Consider the following 18,160-nt stretch of genomic DNA (forward strand, 5'->3'; position numbering starts at 1 on the left):
CGAAAACTGAACAGCCCGGCCCATCGGATGGATGGGCCGGGCTGTTTATTGGTCGGAGTAGGGTGATTCGAACACCCGACCCCCTCGTCCCGAACGAGGTGCGCTACCAGGCTGCGCTATACTCCGGCAATGTCGGGCGAAAAGGCCCGAGGTGAGGGCTATATATAGCGGGAACTGGACCGGTTCAAGCCCGTTCGGCGCAGTTGCGGACGCCAGACAAACAGTGTAGGAACCAACCCGCTTTGGGGCGTCGCCAAGTGGTAAGGCATCGGTTTTTGGTACCGACATTCGCAGGTTCGAATCCTGCCGCCCCAGCCAGCTTTCCCTGAATCAACGGATCGCGTTCGCAGGTCGGGCAGGACGCCTGGATCGGGAACCGACTGCCGTATTGCGGTGGGAAGGGACAATCCGCCTCTAGTTAGTTTGGGGGATAGCTACCGTTTCTATCCTATCGCTTCTCGAAGACGACGAAACTCCAACGCACCTCCACAATCAAACTCGGGCAGCTATTCGCCGTCGGGGCTCGAGCACTAGCCTTTGATGTAGAAAAGCACTTCCACCTGAGTTTGCAATACTTTGGCGATTTTCAGGGCCAAAAGAGTGGAAGGGATGAAAACACCGTTCTCCACGGTGTTGATGGTCTTTCGAGAGACCCCTACCGCAGCGGCCAGTTCAGCTTGTGTCAAATCGAGTTGAACCCGGTGGAGCTTGAGATTGTTGAGCAGTTGCTCACTTTCCGGCGCCATCGAAGCGCTCCATAATAGCAAAGGTTAGCATCGGGACAGCTGCACCAGTCACCAGAATTGCGCGCGCCATATCTGCCGGATCGATCTGATCATTGCTGGTAAACACCAGTGCTAGGCCGGCGCAGAACATGGCGCCCCAATAGCCCATCACCAGGGCACGACGACGGTTGTACCGGGTCAATTCGTCTTCAAGTTGCTGACGAATGAGCCGCTCGGCAGGCTTTAGAAGAAGCAACAACAGCGACGCGGCCCACATGACAATGAGAACGGGGGGGCAGAAAGGCTGCCCAACCTTCAGCAAAGCTCTCACGGAACACGGTGATCTCGGTAGCTTGCCAGGCAAGAAGCGTGATCGCATTGGAAATCAGCAAAATACTCCGACGGCGAGAATAGCTTTCAACAGTGTGCATGGAGCGCTCTCCTTTTGGGGCATTATTGATGTAACTTAAGGGTGACATATAGAGAAGTCAAGGTTACATCTGACATTGTGAGATCGCAGGGGAGCCAAGCTTCTGGTGGACGCCGCCGGGCCGGCTGCAATTAGGTTCGGCCGCGCCGATGGCAAACGTCTGAAACGGGTTCGAAGCGGGCATCCGTTCAAGTTTATTCAGCTCGGCCAAAGGGTGAGCTCAATTACATCCGGCTCGACCGGCACGCTATCGTCCCGGCTGCCTTGGAACTCCTTCCACTGAAGGCGAACCGCTGCCCTTTCGGCTTCAAGAATAAACAAGCGACCGGCCGGCAGGGGATGCGGGATTGACGGTGGCGCAAATCTCAGAGTTTTCTTTGATATTCATGGCAATGGGGCTCACGCTCGGCCACGTTACCGAAGACGCGTTGGGGTTGGTAACGTTGGTTGGCCTCGTGACCATTACTGTGTCCGTTTACATGATCACGTGGTCGCATCGGCTCTATCAGATTTTTGAGCCATATCTCGGCATCTTCGAACGAAGGACGCCCTATCGCGAAACCGACGACGAGGGCGTATCCAAGACCAAACACGACTTCGTTGTGTTTGGATTAGGCAGATACGGTAGCCGTATTGGGCTTCGTCTGAATGAGTTGGGGTTTCAACCGCTGGGGGTGGACTTCGATCCTGAGGCGGTCGCTGCCTGGCGTCGACTAGGCCTCGATGCTGAGTATGGTGACGCGACCGATCCTGAGTTCCTGGCGCATCTGGATCTCCAGCAAGTTCGAGCCGTTGTCAGCGCGGTGCCCCGGGAACGCGGCGCCCTTACGGAGGCCGATCCCCAACTGGCTCTGCTACATGGACTGACGTCGTCAGGGTATAAGGGAAAGATCTTCCTTTCGGTGCAGACAATGGCCGACACCGAGGATCTGATCAGTCGAGGCGCGAGCGTTATCCTGCACCCCTTTGATGACGCTGCGGACTACGCTGTCAGGCAGTTGGTATCTTGATGACCCTTAGACGCAGCAAGCCCTCTGAATCTTCAGCTTTTGCTTCGTCGGCCTTTCGGCTGCATTCGATCGCTGGGGCGTCGGCATTCGAACTTCCAAAATCTGCAGCCAGAATGTTTGGCTGCGATAACATTGTTCGACTTTCATTCGCTGTGTATCTGGCTGAGCTTCGCGAGGTAATCCCGCAACAACCTTGCCCGTCGGGGACGGAAACTGGTGCCGAGGCTTGCAAGGCTCTCGATCCGGTCGACCCTAAACATTCGGAAGTCATCACGCAGGCAACACCAGGCTAGAACAGTCAGGACGTGATCGCTATACATGATAGCAAGGGGGCGAATGATGCGCTGGCTGGCGGTGCCCGCTTGATCGCGATAGCCGATTTCGATCTCCAGTTCCTCCCAGCACGCCTTCCGTATCGCTTGCAGATGCGCAAGCGGGCCGTAGCGACCCGCAGGCCGATAGACGTGGGATATTGAGTGCAGCAACTGCTGCTCGCGATCATCCGGCAGGGTTGCGGCAACTTTGGCGAGCACAGATTTGGCGGCACGCGCCAAGTCCGGATCGCCCATCTGGCGCACTTCGCCTAACCCCAAGGTAATCGCTTCGATTTCCAGGCGATCGAATGTTTGCGGGGGCAGCGCATAGTCCTCGATCAATCGATAGCCATAGCCGCGTTCTCCCTCAATCTGGGCGCCCGACAGCCGCAACAGTTCGATATCGCGGTAGATCGACCTTACCGACACGCCGCGTTCGACCGCCAGCCGTTCCGCCGTGATGGGGGGCGCCATGACGCGCATGAGCTGTAAAAGGCGCAGCAATCTATCAGGTCCGCTCATCGTCCAACTGCCGTGAAGTGTCAGTTGGATACTACTATACCCGATCTGTCTATTTCACATAGCCAGAGGGCGAGACAGAGATCAGCCAAACCGTCGCACACGCCAACTTCCAGGGTCGGAGCGCCCCGAGCTCCGCCCTTCTCACACAGCAGTGCCAGAGACGCTCATTGAGCTCACCGCGATAACAACCAAACAAGAGAATGAATCATGGTTTTCAGTGCATTCACCCAAATCAGTATCTGGGGCGCTCTTGCGGCTTCCGCGTTCAGCTTCGTATTCGGCGGCGTGTATTATGGCGTCCTGGCACCCAAATACTACGCAAGATCGCTGGGACGGGAGTCTGAGCCGGCCACCAAGCCGGACATGCTTACCATCCTCGGCCCCTTCGTGTGCAACATCGTGATGATTGTCACGACGGCTGCGATCATGCGCATGATCGGCATTGCCTCGCTTGCGGATGCCCTGTGGCTCGGGCTGGTAATCGGTGCCGGCTATCTCCTTCCGATGTGCTTGACGATCGCGATCAATCCCAATTTCCCCAAGCCGTTCTCCTACACGACGGTGAACGCGCCCTATTTCCTGGTCAGCAGTCTCGTGATGAGCGCCGTGCTGTTCCTGTTGCAGTAAGCGTGTCTCGCGCCCAAGCCGCTGACGATGTGAGGCCCTTTGAGTGCCGGAACTGCAGGCGAGAATTATGGAAATCCCGCCTGCAGTTTTTGCATAGACGGTTATGGCCAGCCGAAAGTGTACGCTGCAGGTTCCGCTCAATGCCCCGCCCGTCGCTCGATGGCGTAGCGCGTCAGGGCGCCGAAGCGGTAGAGGCCGTGGACGAATTTTGAGTAGGGCATGGAGAGGAACAGGGCGAATACGACGCCAAGATGCAGCGCCAGCAGGATGCCCATTGCGGGAGTCACGCGCAACAGCATCAGTGCCATCCCCGACAGGCCCGTCAGCAGCAGCATCAGGATGAAGCCGGTATCCATGCCAAGCCGCGCGGTGTCGAGCATGTCCGGTTCGCGTTTGAACTTGGCGACCAGCAGCCCGATTGGCCCGGCGATAAGCCCGATGCCGCCCAGCGTTCCGAGCAATTTGGGAAGCTGGTACCAGTCATAAGGCGCGGGCATGGCGAGCAGGTAGTGGTAGACGCTCCCCGCCGTGGTTGCGGCAAAGCACAGCATGAAGCCGTAGAAGGTGAGGTGGTGATAGATCCGCCGCCGGTCGGTCGGCCGTTCATCTTCGTTGTAGCACCCGACGCCCCCGCCATCGAGATAGCGCAGCGAGGAGGCATCCTTGATCGCCTGCCAGAGCGAGGGCGTGTCCTCGCCCTTGAGGCCATTTGCTCCGATATCGCGCCAGAAATTGCGAAAACCCATGGTCAGTGCGACGACGGTGAAGGCCGTGACGGCGAGAAAGATGCCCGCCATTACGTTATGCGGCATCAGGCGGTAGAAATTCCCGCCATCGGTGAAGAGTACGTCGGGATCGTGCCAGAGGACGAACCCGAGGATGAAGATTGCGACACTGAGTGCTGCGACGATCGAGATCGCCATCCCGTTGCGATCGAACAGCGGTTGCAGGAAACCCGGCCAGGCATAGGCGCGATAGGAATCTCCGCGCACCTGCGCCAGGACCTTGGGGACGTTGACATCGAATTCGTGCGGGGGCGAGAATTGGCAATCGACGTAACAGGCCCCGCACCCGTGGCAGAGATTGGCGAGGTAGTTGAGATCGCCATCGTCAAAGGCCCGGCGCATCTCCATGGCGGGAAACACAGCGCACAACCCCTCGCAATAGCGGCATGAATTGCAGACCGTCGTCAGGCGGTCGGCTTCGGCCAGATTGTCGCTAGCGTGCATGTTTTGCGGCCTCCTCGCCTGCAATGCGTCCGAAGACGGACCCGATCGTCATGCCGATGCCGGCCGCATAGCCGCGTCCGAGCACATTGCCAGCCATGATTTCCCCGGCGGCAAAAAGGTTCGCCGCCGACCCACCGCCTGCCAGTTGCATCCGGGCCTGTTTGTCGACCTTCGTGCCGAGATAGGTGAAGGTGATGCCCGGGCGGACGGGATAGGCATAGTAAGGGGGCTGCTCGAGCCGCCGCGCCCAGTGGCTCTTGGGCGGATCGAGCCCTTCGGTACGGCAATCGTCGAAGACCGTGTGGTCGAAAGTGCCTTCCCTGACCGATGCGTTGAACCGGTTCACCGTGGCCGTCAGCGCCTCGGAAGAGAGCTCGAGCTTTTCGGCGAGCCTAGCGATGGTCTCGGCTGTCACCGGCGGGTAGAGGGAGGGCATGAACAGTTCGAGCGAATGCGCATCGAAGATGATGTAGGCGATCTGGTCGGGCTGTGCGGCGACAAGGCGCCCCCATATCGCATAGCGTTTGGGCCAGAAGTCCTCGCCCTCGTCGTAGAAGCGCTGGGCGTTTTTGTTGACGACGATACCGAACACCACGCAATCGAGGCGCGTGATGATCCCGCCATCGAATTTAGGCGCCCGTGCGTCGATGGCCACCGCGTGGCATTGGGTCGGATCGCTGACGGGCGCAATGCCTTTTTCAAGAAGGCGCTTGAGGATGTCGCCGCGATTATAGGGCGTGCCGCGGATGAGGAAATTGTCGGCCGGCGGGCCCCAATGTTCCTTGAGCCATTCGATATTGGCCTCGAACCCGCCCGCCGCCGCGACAACGGATTTGGCCCGGATGGTCCGCATTTCACCATCGATTCTGGCGGTGACCGAACGGCACTGCCCGCCTTCGATGTCGAAATCGAGGACAGGAGAGTCGTAATGAACCTCGACGCCGAGCTTTTCGGCAGTGAGATAAAGCGCGTTGAGCATGGCGCGGCCGCCGCCAAGAAAAAAGGAATTGGTGCGGCCAAGGCTCAGCGTGCCGCCGAGCGAGGGCTGAAAGCGCACGCCCTGTTCGGTGATCCAGTTGAGCATGGGCTTGGACAGGGCGATCATGTGCCTGGCCAGCGCCTCGTCGGTGTGCCCTTCGGTGACGCGATAGAGATCGTCCCAGAACTCGTCTTCCGTATAGGGGCCGGTGAGGAAATCGGTGGCGGCGTCATGAGCGCAGCGCATGTTGCGGGTGTGCCGGGTGTTGCCGCCGCGATAGAATTTCGGCGCAGCCTCGAGCACCAGAACCGAGCGTCCGGCCCGGCGCGCGGCAATGGCGGCACATAGGGCGGCATTGCCGCCGCCCACGACGAGAACGTCAATAGCGTCCCGGTCCATCGAAATCCCTCAGCAATAGATTGTATACAATAGTATACATACGTATACAACTGCATGCAGGCTTGTCACGAGGAATTTGCACGCTAGATCGTTTGGGGGAAAATCGGCATGAGGCAGAGGCGATGAGGGCAGGGCTGTCGCGAGCGGAGAGCGTGTTTCAAACGCTCAAGCAATGGATCGGGGAAGGTACCCTCCCGGCCGGTCGGCGCATGCGGGAGGAAGACCTTGCCGAGATGCTGGGGGTCAGCCGCACACCTGTGCGCGAAGCCTTGGGGCGGCTCGAGGCGCGCGGGCTCGTTTCGCCGGGCGCCGATGGGCTGGTCGTGACTGAACTGACGCGGCACCAGGTTATGGAGCTCTATTCGGCCCGTGGCATCCTTGAGGGTGCCGCAGCGCGGCTCGCTGCCGAAAACGCCTCCCAATCCGACATCGCCGCGATGGAGCACCTGCTGGAATTGTTCTCCCGTAATGAGGGCGACGCCGAGGCGGCCGCGCGGCTCAACATCGCGTTCCACGACGCGATCTATGAGGCCGCCCATAACGGCTATATCCAGCGTATGCTCGGTGAGCTCAACGACACGCTTACGCTGCTGCCGAGCACGACCTTCACGGTCGAGGGTCGGCCCGAGGCCGCCATCGGCGAGCACCGCGGCGTCCTCTCGGCCATCATCGCGCGCCGCCCGGACGATGCCGACAGGGCCGCCCGCGATCACATCGCCAACGCCCTCAAGGCACGGCTGGTGCTGATGTTTGCTTAATCGCTGAGCCGTACCGAATATTCGCTCGATAGCATGGTGAGGATGCGGCGGCGGACTTCGGGCTCGATCGTCGTTCCGGCTACGAACAGCGCCTCGGCGGCGCGGCCGGTCACCTGACCATAGGCCCCCAGTACCGCGTGGACACGGGCTTCGTATTCGGGATCGGCAAAGACATCGCGCCAGGCCTGCTGCCACGCCTCAACGATCTCGGGCGGCGTGCCTGCCGGCAGGACGACCATTTTCTGGGCCGCAAACCCGGCAATGTTAAAGGCCTTGTAGGCGTCGTAATCGGGGCCCGAAGGAGCGACGCCGAACAGCATCTCGTAGACTTCCTCGAGGATCGGCAGGTCGGGGAAGGTGGGATCGCGCTGCATCTGGCCGTGCTCGTCGAGCACTCCCCAGCTCATGAGAGGCACCGCGTTACCCGCTTCGATCATCGGCACCACATTGCGCAGAAAGGATGCGGTGGTCTGATAATCGATGGTCACCTCGCCGCGCGACATGGCAATCAACCCGTCGCCCCGGCCGGTATAGCCAAAGACGTAATCGACATCGAGACCGAGCAGGCGAAAGGCGAGCATGGGCACGAGATCGAGCGAGGTCGGCCCCTGGCTCGCAAAGACCAGCCGCTGGTCCCTGAGCTTGGCGAAATCCTGGGGCGATGTCACACCGGTTTCCGGCGCCACATAGACCACCCCGCCGGTGGGGGCGACCATAACCGGCTCCCAGTCCTTGTATTCGTAGCGTACGCGCAGATCGCCGAGCAGATAGGGAAACTGGGTGGAACCGGAGGTGCCAAGGACAGTAAGCCCGTCGGGGCGCGCGCGGCTGGCAAAAAGGTTCGGCCCTCGTGTCCCGCCGCCGCCTGGCTCGTTGACGATCCTGATTTCGGGATTGCCCGGAAGGTGCCGGGCGAGAAAGGGTGCGTTGAACCGCGCCCAAGTATCGGACCCGCCCCCCTGGGTGAACGGAATGATCCAGTCGATCGTCTTGCCGGCAAAGCTGACCGGGTCCGCCTCGCTCTGGGCGGGCCCGCTACCTGTCAAGCCGAGCGCGAGCATCAGCCCGCCGACCCAGCCAAGCATACGTCCCATCGAGTCCTCCCCGGTGCCGTCAGGAATGAAACCGCCTTCCATTTTCGGCCCGAACCTCCGTTTTTCTAGCGCCTCAATTGCCGCGAGGCCACCCCTTGCGTGAAAAGGCTTGCCACCCGGGCGGGGCCGGGGACACACTCGCCTTATCGAACGGACAGGGAGGATTGCCGCGCGTGCGCATCGTCTTGATCGAGGACAACACCATGCTGGCGCGCGCCGTGATCCAGGCACTGGAGGATGAGGGCCACGCCGTGGACTGGCTCGCCAATGGCGAGGATGGCGGACGGTTTCTGGCGACCGAAGGTGCCGATCTCGCCATTGTCGACATCAACCTGCCCAAGCGCAGCGGGCTCGAGGTCATCCGCACGCTCGGGGCCGAACGCCGCGACATTCCTGTCCTCGTTCTCACCGCCCGCGACAGCCTTGGGGATCGGATCGAGGGGCTCGATGCCGGAGCCGACGACTACATGACCAAGCCGTTCGAAATGGCCGAGTTGAGCGCTCGCGTCAGGGCACTGGGGCGGCGGCGGGGCAAGCGGCTGCACAATGTCGAGACCTGCGGCGCGCTCGAGTTCGACCGCCTGTCGCGTCAGCTTTCCTCCCCCGAGGGCCCCATCGCCCTGCCGCGTCGCGAGCTCGCGCTCTGGGAAGTCCTCCTCGATCACGCCGGGCGCGTCGTCTCCAAGGACGCGTTATGCGACAGCATCTATGGAACTGGCGCCGATATCGAGGTCAACGCCGTGGAACTGCTGGTGTCGCGCCTGCGCCGCAAGATCGAGGGGCACGGGGTGACCATCCGGGCCATCAGAGGGCTTGGATACGTCCTGCAAAGGATTGAGGCGCAATGAACCAGCCCCGTCCGCGCCCCGACAGCCTCCGCGCGCGCCTTTTCGTCCTGATCGTCGTGCCGCTGATCTTCGTTGCCCTGGCGTCGAGCCTCGTGCGCTACTGGTCGGCGCAGGACATGTCCAAGGACCTCTACGACGATACGCTCAAGGTGGTCGCCCATGCGGTGGCACGCGAGGTGGTGCTAACCAAGGGTGATCTGCTCACCGACGCCTTGCTCGATTCTCTCGTCGGTGCGCTTGGGGACCCGATTTTCTATCAGGTGCGTGCTGCGGACGGTCGCTTCGTCACCGGCCATTCCGATGCGCCAATCGCAACCCATGAGCTCGAACTGCCCGGCGGCACGCCGGTCTTCTTCGACGCGATCTATCACGACCGTCCGGTGCGCGCGGTGATCCTGCGCGAGTTCATCGCCGACCCCGATTTCGACGGCTGGACCACCGTTCAGGTCTGGCAAACGGTCACCCAGCGGCAGGCACTTAGCCTGACCCTTCTCGGCCAATCGGCCCTCAATCTGTTCCTTTTGGTCGGTTCGGCCGCGATCCTCGTCTGGTTCGGTATCAATCGCGGGTTAGGACCGCTCACCGATTTGCGGGCCGCCGTTGCACTCCGTTCTGCAAGCGAACTCAACCCGATCCGCCGCCCTGTACCCTCCGAGGTGGCCCCGCTCGTCGAGACGATCAACAACCTCTTCGCCCGGTTGCGCGAGGAGCTCGACCGGCGCAACGCCTTCATCGGCAATGCCGCGCATCAATTGCGCAACCCGGTAGCAGCTATTCAAGCACAGGCGGAATCCGCCATCACGGCCAGCGATGAGGCCGGGCGTATGGCCCGCCTGCACGACCTCGCGGAAGCAGCGCGGCGTCTTTCGCGCATGAGCAACCAGTTGCTCAATTTCGACATCGCCTCGGAGGGCAGCGAGGCAAACCTCGCGCCGCCATCCGATCTTTCGGAAATGGTGGCGGAGGTGGCGCGCCGTCACGTCCCCCGCGCGCTCAAGGCGGGGGTCGAAATGGCTCTTGAACCGTCCGCTACCCCCCTGCCAGTTGCGGGTAACCGGGTGATGATCGAGGAAGCCATCGACAATCTCATCGACAATGCGCTCAAATATGGCTGCCAGCAAGGCGGACACCTGTCTCTCCGCGTGGTCCGCGTCAACGGCAATGCCGTTCTGACGGTGGAAGATGACGGCCCAGGCATCCCGCAAGACGCCGCCGAGCGTGTCTTTGACAGGTTCGTCCGGCTGGCTGACGACGACGAAAGCGGCTGCGGTCTGGGGCTCTCGATTGTCCGCGCCATAGCGCAAGCGGCCGGCGGAACGGTAACGATTGTCCCGGCGGAAAACGGCTGCACGATGCAACTGACGCTGCCGATTGCCGAAGCGGCGGATAGCCGGATCGCGGCTGAATAAGGGGGTGGCCAGCATCCGGGCATGGCCCCCACCCCCCGCCCCTCCCCTCAAGGGGGAGGGGAATCCTTTCAGTGCTTTTGGCAGGCACTTTCCTCATCCGCCATGTAGTCCCCCTCCTCCTTGAGGGGAGGGGCTAGGGGTGGTGGATAACGCAGGTTGAGCGGCTCCTAACGCGGTCCTGCCCCCGACAGTTTCCCGACAGCTTGATGTTGCATGATGGCCCAAGGCGAGCGTCCACCGCCCTTGCCGGCATTTCAGCATGTTCGATGAAAGCCGGCCGCAGGAGGAGCCGGTTTGGGAGGACCGGGCGCTTGGCTTCATATCCTTTGGGAGGACTACACATGAAAAATTCGCTTCGCTTCGCCAAGGGCGTTGCCGCTGCCGTTGCTGCCGCCGCTACGCTGGCATTGACTGTCCCGGCCCAGGCCGAGGTCGATTTCTCCGGACAGACCGTCGAATGGTGGATCCCGTTCGGTGAAGGCGGCGGGTCGGACGTCTGGGCGCGCTTTTATGCGCCCTATCTCTCCAAATACCTGCCCGGCCAGCCCAACGTGATCGTGCGCAACGTTCCCGGCGGCGGTTCGATCACCGGCACCAACGAGTTCGTGGCCCGCGCCGCACCGGACGGATTGTCGATCATCGGTACTTCGGGTTCGACGCAGTTTCCCTATCTCCTCGGCGACAGCCGCGTGCAATATGAATATGCCGATCTCGAGCCCGTGCTCGTCTCGCCCACCGGTGGCGTCGTCTATATTCCCGCGCACTTCGGCGTTGCCGATGCGTCCGAGCTCGGCAAGCTGATGGGTACCGAACTGATCTATGCCAGCCAGGGCGCAACGTCGCTCGATCTCGTGCCTATGCTGGCCTTCGAGGTCATGGGCCTCAATGTCCGCCACGTCTTCGGCATGACCGGGCGCGGCGATGGTCGTCTGGCTTTCGAGCGCGGCGAAGCCAACATCGACTACCAGACCTCGTCGGCTTATCTCACCAACGTCCTGCCGTTGGTGGAAGCGGGCGATGCGGTACCGCTCTTCAGCTGGGGCGTCCTTGACGCACAGGGCAACGTCCAGCGCGACCCGACTTTCCCCGACCTGCCGCACTTCCTCGAAGCCTATGAAATGGTACACGGTCCGATCTCGGCCTACGGCATCGAGCTTCAGGCCTATCTCGCCTTCTTCGGTTCGGGTTTTGCCGCCCAGAAGCCGGTAATGCTGCCAAATGGTACGCCAGACGAAATCGTTCAGGTCTATCGCCAGGCGTTCATCGATGCCGTCAACGATCCCGACCTGCAGGCCGCCAAGGGCGACATCCTCGGCGACTACGAGCAGGCCGTCGGCGATGACGTGGCGGGCGTCTATGCCGCCGCGACCAGCATCGATCCGGTCGCCCGCGACTGGGTCCGGACCTATCTCTCGGAAAACTACAACGTGACCCTCGACTAGTCACAAGCGGGCGTCGCAGCCATAATAGCTGCGACGCCGTTTTTCCGTTTCGGCCTGCCCCGGTCTCGGTTGGCCGATCTGGCGTGTGGGGGGACCAGACTGTCTGGCTTGCGGACCTGACGAGACGGTCAGTCTCCGCAGGCAACGCGGAAACAGATCCTGCGGGTGACAACGATGCTCGACACTCTTTTTGCAGCGCTTCTCGGCCTTTTGACGTTCCAGCACATGGGCTTCATGGCCTTGGGCGTCATTCTGGGCCTCATGGTCGGTATCCTGCCAGGGCTTGGCGGTATCGTCGGGCTCTCGCTGCTGCTGCCTTTCCTCTATGGCATGGACCAGACCTCCGCGCTCGCCATGCTGATCGGTCTCGTCGCCGTCATCCCGACATCCGATACGTTCGCTTCTGTGCTCATGGGCATTCCAGGTTCGACCGCGAGCCAGGCCACCGTGCTCGACGGCTTTCCGCTCTCAAAGAAAGGGCAGGCGGCACGGGCGCTTTCGGCAGCTTTCTCGGCCTCGCTAATGGGCGGGCTGTTCGGTGCGCTGGTGCTGACCGGCTTCGTCGTCGTGGCCCGGCCTCTGATCCTGAGTTTCTCATCGGCCGAATTGTTTGCCCTTACCATCTTCGGGCTTTCGATGGTCGGCGTGCTTTCGGGCAGCAATCTCGCCAAGGGCGTCGCCGCGGCGGCGCTAGGGCTGGCCTTCGGCGCCATCGGCGCTGCGCCCGCGACCGGCGAATACCGCATGGAATTCGGCTGGCTCTATTTGATGAACGGCGTTCCGCTGGTCATCGTGGCGCTGGGGCTCTTTGCCGTCCCTGAAATCGTCGATCTTTTACGCGGCGGTTCCTCCATCGCGGGCAAGACGACGCTCGGCAAGGGTTGGATCGAGGGGATCAAGGATACCTGGACCTATAGATGGCTCGCTCTGCGCTGCTCGGGGCTGGGCGCGATCATCGGCGCCATCCCCGGCCTCGGCGGCTCGGTGGTGGACTGGATCGCCTACGGCCACGTCGTCCAGACCTCCAAGGATCGCTCCCAATTCGGCAAGGGCGACATCCGCGGTGTCATCGCGCCGGAATCTGCCAATAATGCCAAGGAAGGCGGCGGGCTGGTGCCCACGCTCCTGTTCGGCATTCCCGGTTCTGGATCGATGGCCGTGTTCCTCGCCGGGCTTATCCTGCTCGGCGTCCAGCCAGGCCCTGCCATGGCGGGACGCAATCTCGACGTGACCTACACGATCGTCTGGTCGCTGGCGCTCGCCAACGTGATCGGCACGCTCCTCTGCATCGTCGCAGCCCCCGGTATCGCGCGCCTGACCACCATTCGCTACACGCTGGTCGCGCCCTTCATGATCATGGTGATCTCGTTCGCCTCCTTCCAGGCCACGCGCTCGCTCTACGATCTCATTGCGCTCCTGGTCATGGGCATCGTCGGCGTACTGCTCAAGCGCTTCGGCTGGCCGCGGCCGGCCTTCCTCATCGGCTTCGTTCTGGCGACCCAGGCCGAACGCTATCTCTATCAGGCCGTCCAATTCTACGATTGGGGTTTCCTCACCCGCCCGCTGGTTTTGACGATCATCGGACTGACGGTGATTTCGGTCTGGCTCGGTGCGCGCAAGAAGCCCGGCGAAAAGGCCGCAAGCGTCAACACCGAAGGGACGTCCGAACTGGCGCAGGCGGGGCAGGTGTGGCCGCAGCTCGTCTTCGGGGGGCTGATCCTGGCTGCCTTTGCCTTCGTCTTCTGGGAAAGCTACGGACTCTCTCAGCTTGGAGGCATCTTCCCCACATGGGTCGCGGTGATCGGCTTTGCCGCAACGCTCGTGGCGCTCCTGCCGTTGGCCACCGGCAGGCTTGAGACGACCGCCAACTTCGATGCAGAAACGGCTAAGCGCGAGAGCGACGTCAAGGGAGGCGCGTGGGCCATGCTGGCCTGGCTGGCCGGGTTCGTCGGCGGCGTGGCGCTGGTGGGCTTCTTTGCCGCACTGATGATCTTCTTTGTGGTTTTCTTGCGGACGATGGCGAAGACGAGCTGGGTAAAGACGCTTCTTTTGACGCTGGCAGCCGGCATTTTCATGCTCACGCTGGCGCGGGCGCTCAATCTCGTAATGCCGGCCGGCCTCCTGCAGGCCCAGTTCAACCTGCCTTGGCCGTTCCGTTGATGGAAACGCGGGCATTGCCCAATCGCGATGCCAGCCAACGCAATTGCTCAATGCCCGCCCGGGGGCGTTCCTGATATCAGGAACGCCTAGAACCGATTTCAAGGCCGACGATGACAAAGCAAAGCGCCATCCCATGCATCCTGATGAGAGGCGGGACCTCCAAAGGGCCCTATTTCGTGACGTCCGACTTGCCTTCGGACACCGAGGCGCGAGACCGGGTACTGCTCGCTGCCATGGGGTCGCCCGATGCTCGCCAGATCGACGGCATCGGGGGTGCTGACACACTGACCTCAAAGGTCGCGATGGTCTCGCCATCGACGCGCGAAGGGGTAGATGTGGATTATCTCTTTGCACAGGTCTCGGTGACCGAGGCCGCCGTCGATACCGCGCCTTCCTGCGGAAATATCCTCGCAGGTGTCGGCCCCTTCGCCATCGAGCGCGGCATGGTACCCGCGACAGGGGAGGAAACGGCGGTCCGCATCTTCAACGTCAATACCAATAGCCGCATCGAAGCCATCGTCAGGACCGAGGGCGGAAGCGTCGTCTACGACGGGGATACCGCCATCGACGGCGTGCCGGGCACGGCAGCACCGGTGCGGCTCAACTTCATGGATATCGTCGGATCGAAAACCGGCAAGCTGCTGCCGATCGGCTCTCCCCTGGACACCATCGACGGGGTGGAGGTGACGCTGATCGACGTTGCGGTGCCCATGATGATCTTCCGCGCCGCCGACATGGGCAAGACGGGCTATGAAACTGCTGCCGAACTCGACGCCGACACGGCGTTTTTTGCCCGCATGGAAGCCATGCGCAGGATCGCGGGCGAGCGCATGGGGCTGGGGGACGTGACCGGCAAGGTGATCCCCAAGGTCGCCATGCTCGCCGCCCCGCGCGGGGAGGGGCACCTTGCGGCGCGCTATTTCGTGCCGCACAAGACCCATGCCGCCTTCGCGGTCACCGGGGGCCTATGTGTTTCAAGCTGCGCCATGCTCGAAGGGTCGGTCTCGGATGGTCTCGCCAAACGGCCGGAGGGCGATGACAGGCTGGTTTTGATCGAACATCCGGCAGGCCTGCTCGATGTCGCGCTCAAGACCGAGGGGCAGGGGGGCGCTATGGAAATCGTGAGCGGCGGCGTGATCCGCACCGCGCGAAAACTCTTTGCGGGCGAGGTCTACGTCCCGTCCAACCTTCTGGGCTAGCCGATGAGACTGCTCGTTCTGCCCGGCGACGGGATCGGCCCTGAAATCATGGCAGCGAGCCTCGACGTGCTTACTGCAGCCGACCGCCGGTTCGGGCTTGGGCTCGCATTCGAGCATCGTGCTGTCGGTCTTCAAGCCCTCGAGAGCCACGGCACCAGCCTGCCCGACGACATCCTGCCCTTGGCGCGCGAGATGGACGGGGTGCTGCTCGGGCCTATGTCCAACATGGAATACCCGCCGCGCGAAAAAGGCGGTATCAATTTCTCGGCGGCCTTCCGCATAGGGCTCGACCTTTACGCCAATATCCGCCCCGCCCGCACGCGTCCCGGCCTGCCTCATCGCGGGACGGAGATGGACCTCGTCATCATGCGCGAGAATACCGAGGGCATGTACCCGGACCGCAATATGGTGTCCGGCCCGGCCGAGTTCATGCCGGTGCCGGGCGTGGCGATCTCGATGCGCAAGATCACCGCCTTCGCCTCCGAGCGCATCGCGCGGCGTTCGTTCGAATTGGCTCGCAAGCGCCGGGGCAAGGTGACTGCAGTCCACAAGGCCAACGCATTCAAGATGACCGACGGGTTGTTTCTCGATACCGTCCGGGCGGTGGCCAAGGACTTCCCCGATATCGAGCTCGAGGACGTGCTGATCGACGCCATGGCCGCGTTGCTGGTGCGCGATGCCTCACGCTACGATGTGATCTGCACCACCAACTTCTATGGCGACACGCTTTCGGACCTGGCGTCCGAACTTTCCGGGAGCCTGGGGCTCGCGGGATCGCTCAATGCCGGGGACCACCACGCCGCCGCGCAAGCCCAGCACGGCTCGGCCCCCGATATCGCCGGACAGGACCGGGCCAACCCGGCATCAATGATCCTCTCTTCAGCCATGCTGCTCGATTGGCATGGGCGGCGGCGGGGTATCGCGGCTTTTATCGATGCTGCTGCGGCGATTGAAGCGGCGGTGGACCGGGTTTTGGCCGATCCCGAAACGCGGACACGCGATCTGGGCGGCTCGCTGGGGACGAAAGGGTTTGCGCGGGTGGTTGCCGGAGCGGTCTAGTTTCTGCGTTCCTTGCCACCGCTGCACTTCTTGGCACCACCGATTATCGGTCCGGCGCCGCAAGCACGCGTACCGCAGCACCTTTTCGCCAGGCGATGATGTTCTCGACTGTATCGCGGTAAAAAGCCTCGTAGGTCTCCTGGGTAACATAGCCCAGATGCGGGCTGAGAACGCAATTGGGTGCGCTGCGCAAGGGGTGATCGTGTGGCAGGGGTTCGATATCGAAAACGTCGAGCCCGGCGCGAATGCGGTTCTCGTGGAGCGCTGCAAGCAACGCCACCCCATCGATCAGCGGCCCGCGCGAGGTGTTGACGAGGATCGCGCCCGGTTTCATCAAGCCGATCTCATGCGCGCCGACCGTATGGCGCGAGCGGTCCGACAGAACCAGATGCAGGCTCACCACATTCGCCTCGCGGAAGAGGGTGTCCTTGTCGACCCGACGGACACCGCATTCGGCGGCGCGTTCATCGGTGAGGTTGGAACTCCAGGCGATCACCTCCATCTCGAAGCCCTGTGCGATTTTCGCCATGCGGCTACCGAGCTTGCCCAGCCCAACGATGCCAATGGTTTTCCCGCCCAGCCGCGTTCCGATCGTGTTCTGCCAGAGCCCTGAGCGCATCCGCGCCTCCTCCTGCGGCAGATGCCGGGCGGCGGCGAGGATCAGCGCCCAGGCGATTTCGGGCGTGGCGTGCCTGGAGTCACCCGCATAGGTGTGGCACACCGTGACACCCCGTGCCGCCGCGTGCTCCATGTCGATGACCCGCACGCGGGCGCCGGTCACGTTGACCTGCTTGAGGTTCGGAAGCCTGTCGATGAGCGCAGCGGAAAGCGGCATGCGTTCGCGCATCAGGCAGAGGACATCGAAATCGGCGAGCGCCTCGGCGGCGGCATCCTCGGTGGCAAGATTCTCGTTGAAAACCTCGATGTTCACCTCGCGCCCAAGCTGGCTCCAATCGGCCAGCGAAAGTGCGACGTTCTGATAGTCGTCGAGAACCGCGATCTTCAGCACCATTGCATCTCCGATATCTTCAGGTGGCGTCGGATCGCGGGCGATAGGTTGCGCGCGCCAGATCGAGGAATGCGGTAACCGATGCGGCAATCGGGGTGCGCTTGCGGCGGGCGATCATCAGCTTGCGTGCCGCCCAGCTCTCGGCGAGCGGCGCATGGACGAGATCGGTGCCCGCAAGAAGGTGGATCGATGAATTGCGCAGGAAGCCGATGCCGAACCCGGCTTCGACCATGCGCACCAGCGAGGGAAAGCTTTCGACGTTGACCCGCTCGCCCAACGGACGACCGGCCTTGCGCGCCGCATCGTTGATGAGCCTGTCGAGCGCGCCGGTATGGTGTACACCGACGACCTCATGGACGATGACGGCCTCGAAGGGCAGCGGCTCGCCGTCCGCGATCCTTTCGGCCAGCGGATGGTCGGGCGAGGCGATGACCCAGACATCGTCATCCTCGAACATCTCGGCATCGAAGGCCGAATAATCGTAATTGTCGGCAAAGATCGCAATATCAACCTGGGCGTCCTCGAGCGCCGTCAGGGTTGCGCGCCCGGACATTTCCCGGATATCGAGCCTGACGCCGGGATAGAGCCCGGCATAGTGCGCCAATAATTCCGGCAAACGGCCCGAGAGGGCAGAACTCGACGATGCAATGCGCAACTGACCTTCCGAACCGGCGGCAAAGCCGGTCATCGCGGTGTGGAGGTCGGCGATCTCGCGGAAGATACGGCGGCATCCTTGGGTATAGGTCTCACCGGCCGAAGTAAGCGCGACGCCGGTTGCCGACCGGTCGAAAAGGACGATCCCCATCCGTGCCTCAAGATCGGCTATGCGCCTGCTGACGGCGGAGGGAGCGATGTTCTCGCGCTCGGCGGTCTTGGCGATCGAGCCGTCCCGCGCAAGGGCAAGGACGAGGCGGGCGGTTACGGGGTCGAAATGCTGCATGGGCGCT

The 18,160-nt window shown here is 62.4% G+C and carries 17 protein-coding genes and 2 tRNA genes; 10 read left to right on the forward strand and 9 right to left on the reverse strand.

Translation table 11 applies throughout. The features are described 5' to 3' along the window. Nucleotides 1-49: 49 nt before the first annotated feature. Nucleotides 50-126 (reverse strand) — tRNA-Pro (locus tag I2G20_RS10320). Nucleotides 127-243: 117 nt separating this feature from the next. Here I2G20_RS10320 and I2G20_RS10325 point away from each other — a divergent pair. Beyond that, a tRNA-Gln gene (locus I2G20_RS10325) sits at nt 244-318 on the forward strand. 212 nt (nt 319-530) lie between these two features. On the opposite strand, the gene I2G20_RS10330 is transcribed toward I2G20_RS10325, so the two are convergent. Both I2G20_RS10330 and I2G20_RS10335 read right to left on the reverse strand, forming a co-directional pair. Next, nucleotides 531-746: a helix-turn-helix transcriptional regulator gene (locus I2G20_RS10330; protein WP_196259618.1), complete on the reverse strand. Its 216-nt coding sequence runs from the start codon at nt 744-746 to the stop codon at nt 531-533. Next, nucleotides 730-1,056: a hypothetical protein gene (locus I2G20_RS10335; protein WP_196259619.1), complete on the reverse strand. Its 327-nt coding sequence runs from the start codon at nt 1,054-1,056 to the stop codon at nt 730-732. The genes I2G20_RS10330 and I2G20_RS10335 overlap by 17 nt, the downstream gene beginning before the upstream one ends. Nucleotides 1,057-1,508: 452 nt before the next feature. On the opposite strand from I2G20_RS10335, the gene I2G20_RS10340 reads away from it, so the two are divergent. After that, nucleotides 1,509-2,165 (forward strand): NAD-binding protein, encoded by a 657-nt coding sequence (locus I2G20_RS10340; protein WP_343070331.1) that lies wholly within the window; start codon nt 1,509-1,511, stop codon nt 2,163-2,165. Nucleotides 2,166-2,308: 143 nt separating this feature from the next. On the opposite strand, the gene I2G20_RS10345 is transcribed toward I2G20_RS10340, so the two are convergent. Then, complete coding sequence (locus tag I2G20_RS10345; RefSeq protein WP_196259621.1) at nt 2,309-3,001, reverse strand: helix-turn-helix transcriptional regulator; 693 nt, start codon at nt 2,999-3,001, stop codon at nt 2,309-2,311. A 207-nt stretch (nt 3,002-3,208) separates the two neighbouring features. On the opposite strand from I2G20_RS10345, the gene I2G20_RS10350 reads away from it, so the two are divergent. Next, nucleotides 3,209-3,628 carry a DUF1761 domain-containing protein gene (locus I2G20_RS10350; RefSeq protein WP_196259622.1) on the forward strand — a complete coding sequence of 140 codons (420 nt, stop codon included), beginning with the start codon at nt 3,209-3,211 and terminating at the stop codon, nt 3,626-3,628. 137 nt (nt 3,629-3,765) lie between these two features. Here I2G20_RS10350 and tcuB read toward each other — a convergent pair whose 3' ends face one another. Further along, nucleotides 3,766-4,857 (reverse strand): tricarballylate utilization 4Fe-4S protein TcuB, encoded by a 1,092-nt coding sequence (gene tcuB, locus I2G20_RS10355; RefSeq protein ID WP_196259623.1) that lies wholly within the window; start codon nt 4,855-4,857, stop codon nt 3,766-3,768. After that, on the reverse strand, nt 4,847-6,235 hold the full coding sequence (gene tcuA / locus I2G20_RS10360) for an FAD-dependent tricarballylate dehydrogenase TcuA (protein WP_196259624.1): 1,389 nt from the start codon (nt 6,233-6,235) through the stop codon (nt 4,847-4,849). Before tcuA ends, tcuB begins: the two co-directional genes overlap by 11 nt. Nucleotides 6,236-6,387: 152 nt before the next feature. Between tcuA and I2G20_RS10365 the strand changes: the two genes are divergently transcribed. After that, nucleotides 6,388-6,993: a GntR family transcriptional regulator gene (locus I2G20_RS10365; RefSeq protein ID WP_343070325.1), complete on the forward strand. Its 606-nt coding sequence runs from the start codon at nt 6,388-6,390 to the stop codon at nt 6,991-6,993. Here I2G20_RS10365 and I2G20_RS10370 read toward each other — a convergent pair. Further along, nucleotides 6,990-8,087, reverse strand: a complete 1,098-nt coding sequence (locus I2G20_RS10370) for a Bug family tripartite tricarboxylate transporter substrate binding protein (RefSeq protein ID WP_196259626.1) — start codon at nt 8,085-8,087, stop codon at nt 6,990-6,992. The two genes, I2G20_RS10365 and I2G20_RS10370, sit on opposite strands and share 4 nt — an antisense overlap. A 173-nt stretch (nt 8,088-8,260) precedes the next feature. Between I2G20_RS10370 and I2G20_RS10375 the strand changes: the two genes are divergently transcribed. From I2G20_RS10375 to I2G20_RS10400, 6 genes are all read left to right on the forward strand, one after another. Further along, nucleotides 8,261-8,935 carry a response regulator gene (locus tag I2G20_RS10375; protein ID WP_196259627.1) on the forward strand — a complete coding sequence of 225 codons (675 nt, stop codon included), beginning with the start codon at nt 8,261-8,263 and terminating at the stop codon, nt 8,933-8,935. Next, entirely contained in the window at nt 8,932-10,344 is a 1,413-nt protein-coding gene (locus I2G20_RS10380; RefSeq protein WP_196259628.1) for a sensor histidine kinase, read from the forward strand. Before I2G20_RS10375 ends, I2G20_RS10380 begins: the two co-directional genes overlap by 4 nt. A 341-nt stretch (nt 10,345-10,685) precedes the next feature. After that, complete coding sequence (locus tag I2G20_RS10385; RefSeq protein ID WP_196259629.1) at nt 10,686-11,786, forward strand: tripartite tricarboxylate transporter substrate-binding protein; 1,101 nt, start codon at nt 10,686-10,688, stop codon at nt 11,784-11,786. Nucleotides 11,787-11,960: 174 nt separating this feature from the next. Further along, nucleotides 11,961-13,946: a tripartite tricarboxylate transporter permease gene (locus I2G20_RS10390; RefSeq protein WP_196259630.1), complete on the forward strand. Its 1,986-nt coding sequence runs from the start codon at nt 11,961-11,963 to the stop codon at nt 13,944-13,946. 110 nt (nt 13,947-14,056) lie between these two features. Beyond that, nucleotides 14,057-15,145 carry a 4-oxalomesaconate tautomerase gene (locus I2G20_RS10395; protein WP_196259631.1) on the forward strand — a complete coding sequence of 363 codons (1,089 nt, stop codon included), beginning with the start codon at nt 14,057-14,059 and terminating at the stop codon, nt 15,143-15,145. Between the two features lie 3 nt (nt 15,146-15,148). After that, nucleotides 15,149-16,204, forward strand: a complete 1,056-nt coding sequence (locus I2G20_RS10400; RefSeq protein ID WP_196259632.1) for an isocitrate/isopropylmalate dehydrogenase family protein — start codon at nt 15,149-15,151, stop codon at nt 16,202-16,204. Nucleotides 16,205-16,247: 43 nt separating this feature from the next. On the opposite strand, the gene I2G20_RS10405 is transcribed toward I2G20_RS10400, so the two are convergent. Continuing rightward, the gene (locus I2G20_RS10405) at nt 16,248-17,216 is read right to left on the reverse strand and encodes a D-2-hydroxyacid dehydrogenase family protein (protein ID WP_196259633.1); all 969 of its coding nucleotides are present in this window, start codon (nt 17,214-17,216) and stop codon (nt 16,248-16,250) included. A gap of 16 nt (nt 17,217-17,232) precedes the next feature. Further along, nucleotides 17,233-18,153 carry a LysR family transcriptional regulator gene (locus tag I2G20_RS10410; protein WP_196259634.1) on the reverse strand — a complete coding sequence of 307 codons (921 nt, stop codon included), beginning with the start codon at nt 18,151-18,153 and terminating at the stop codon, nt 17,233-17,235. Nucleotides 18,154-18,160 lie beyond the last annotated feature (7 nt).

The organism is Pelagibacterium limicola (assembly GCF_015694405.1).
Lineage (GTDB): Bacteria > Pseudomonadota > Alphaproteobacteria > Rhizobiales > Devosiaceae > Pelagibacterium > Pelagibacterium limicola.

Bases quoted from the DNA above. Each gene is read 5' to 3' on its own strand.
- I2G20_RS10330 (WP_196259618.1), bottom strand. From the start codon at position 746: ATGGCGCCGGAAAGTGAGCAACTGCTCAACAATCTCAAGCTCCACCGG.
- I2G20_RS10345 (WP_196259621.1), bottom strand. From the start codon at position 3,001: ATGAGCGGACCTGATAGATTGCTGCGCCTTTTACAGCTCATGCGCGTC.
- I2G20_RS10350 (WP_196259622.1), top strand. From the start codon at position 3,209: ATGGTTTTCAGTGCATTCACCCAAATCAGTATCTGGGGCGCTCTTGCG.
- tcuB (WP_196259623.1), bottom strand. From the start codon at position 4,857: ATGCACGCTAGCGACAATCTGGCCGAAGCCGACCGCCTGACGACGGTC.
- tcuA (WP_196259624.1), bottom strand. From the start codon at position 6,235: ATGGACCGGGACGCTATTGACGTTCTCGTCGTGGGCGGCGGCAATGCC.
- I2G20_RS10370 (WP_196259626.1), bottom strand. From the start codon at position 8,087: ATGGGACGTATGCTTGGCTGGGTCGGCGGGCTGATGCTCGCGCTCGGC.
- I2G20_RS10380 (WP_196259628.1), top strand. From the start codon at position 8,932: ATGAACCAGCCCCGTCCGCGCCCCGACAGCCTCCGCGCGCGCCTTTTC.
- I2G20_RS10385 (WP_196259629.1), top strand. From the start codon at position 10,686: ATGAAAAATTCGCTTCGCTTCGCCAAGGGCGTTGCCGCTGCCGTTGCT.
- I2G20_RS10390 (WP_196259630.1), top strand. From the start codon at position 11,961: ATGCTCGACACTCTTTTTGCAGCGCTTCTCGGCCTTTTGACGTTCCAG.
- I2G20_RS10395 (WP_196259631.1), top strand. From the start codon at position 14,057: ATGACAAAGCAAAGCGCCATCCCATGCATCCTGATGAGAGGCGGGACC.
- I2G20_RS10400 (WP_196259632.1), top strand. From the start codon at position 15,149: ATGAGACTGCTCGTTCTGCCCGGCGACGGGATCGGCCCTGAAATCATG.
- I2G20_RS10405 (WP_196259633.1), bottom strand. From the start codon at position 17,216: ATGGTGCTGAAGATCGCGGTTCTCGACGACTATCAGAACGTCGCACTT.
- I2G20_RS10410 (WP_196259634.1), bottom strand. From the start codon at position 18,153: ATGCAGCATTTCGACCCCGTAACCGCCCGCCTCGTCCTTGCCCTTGCG.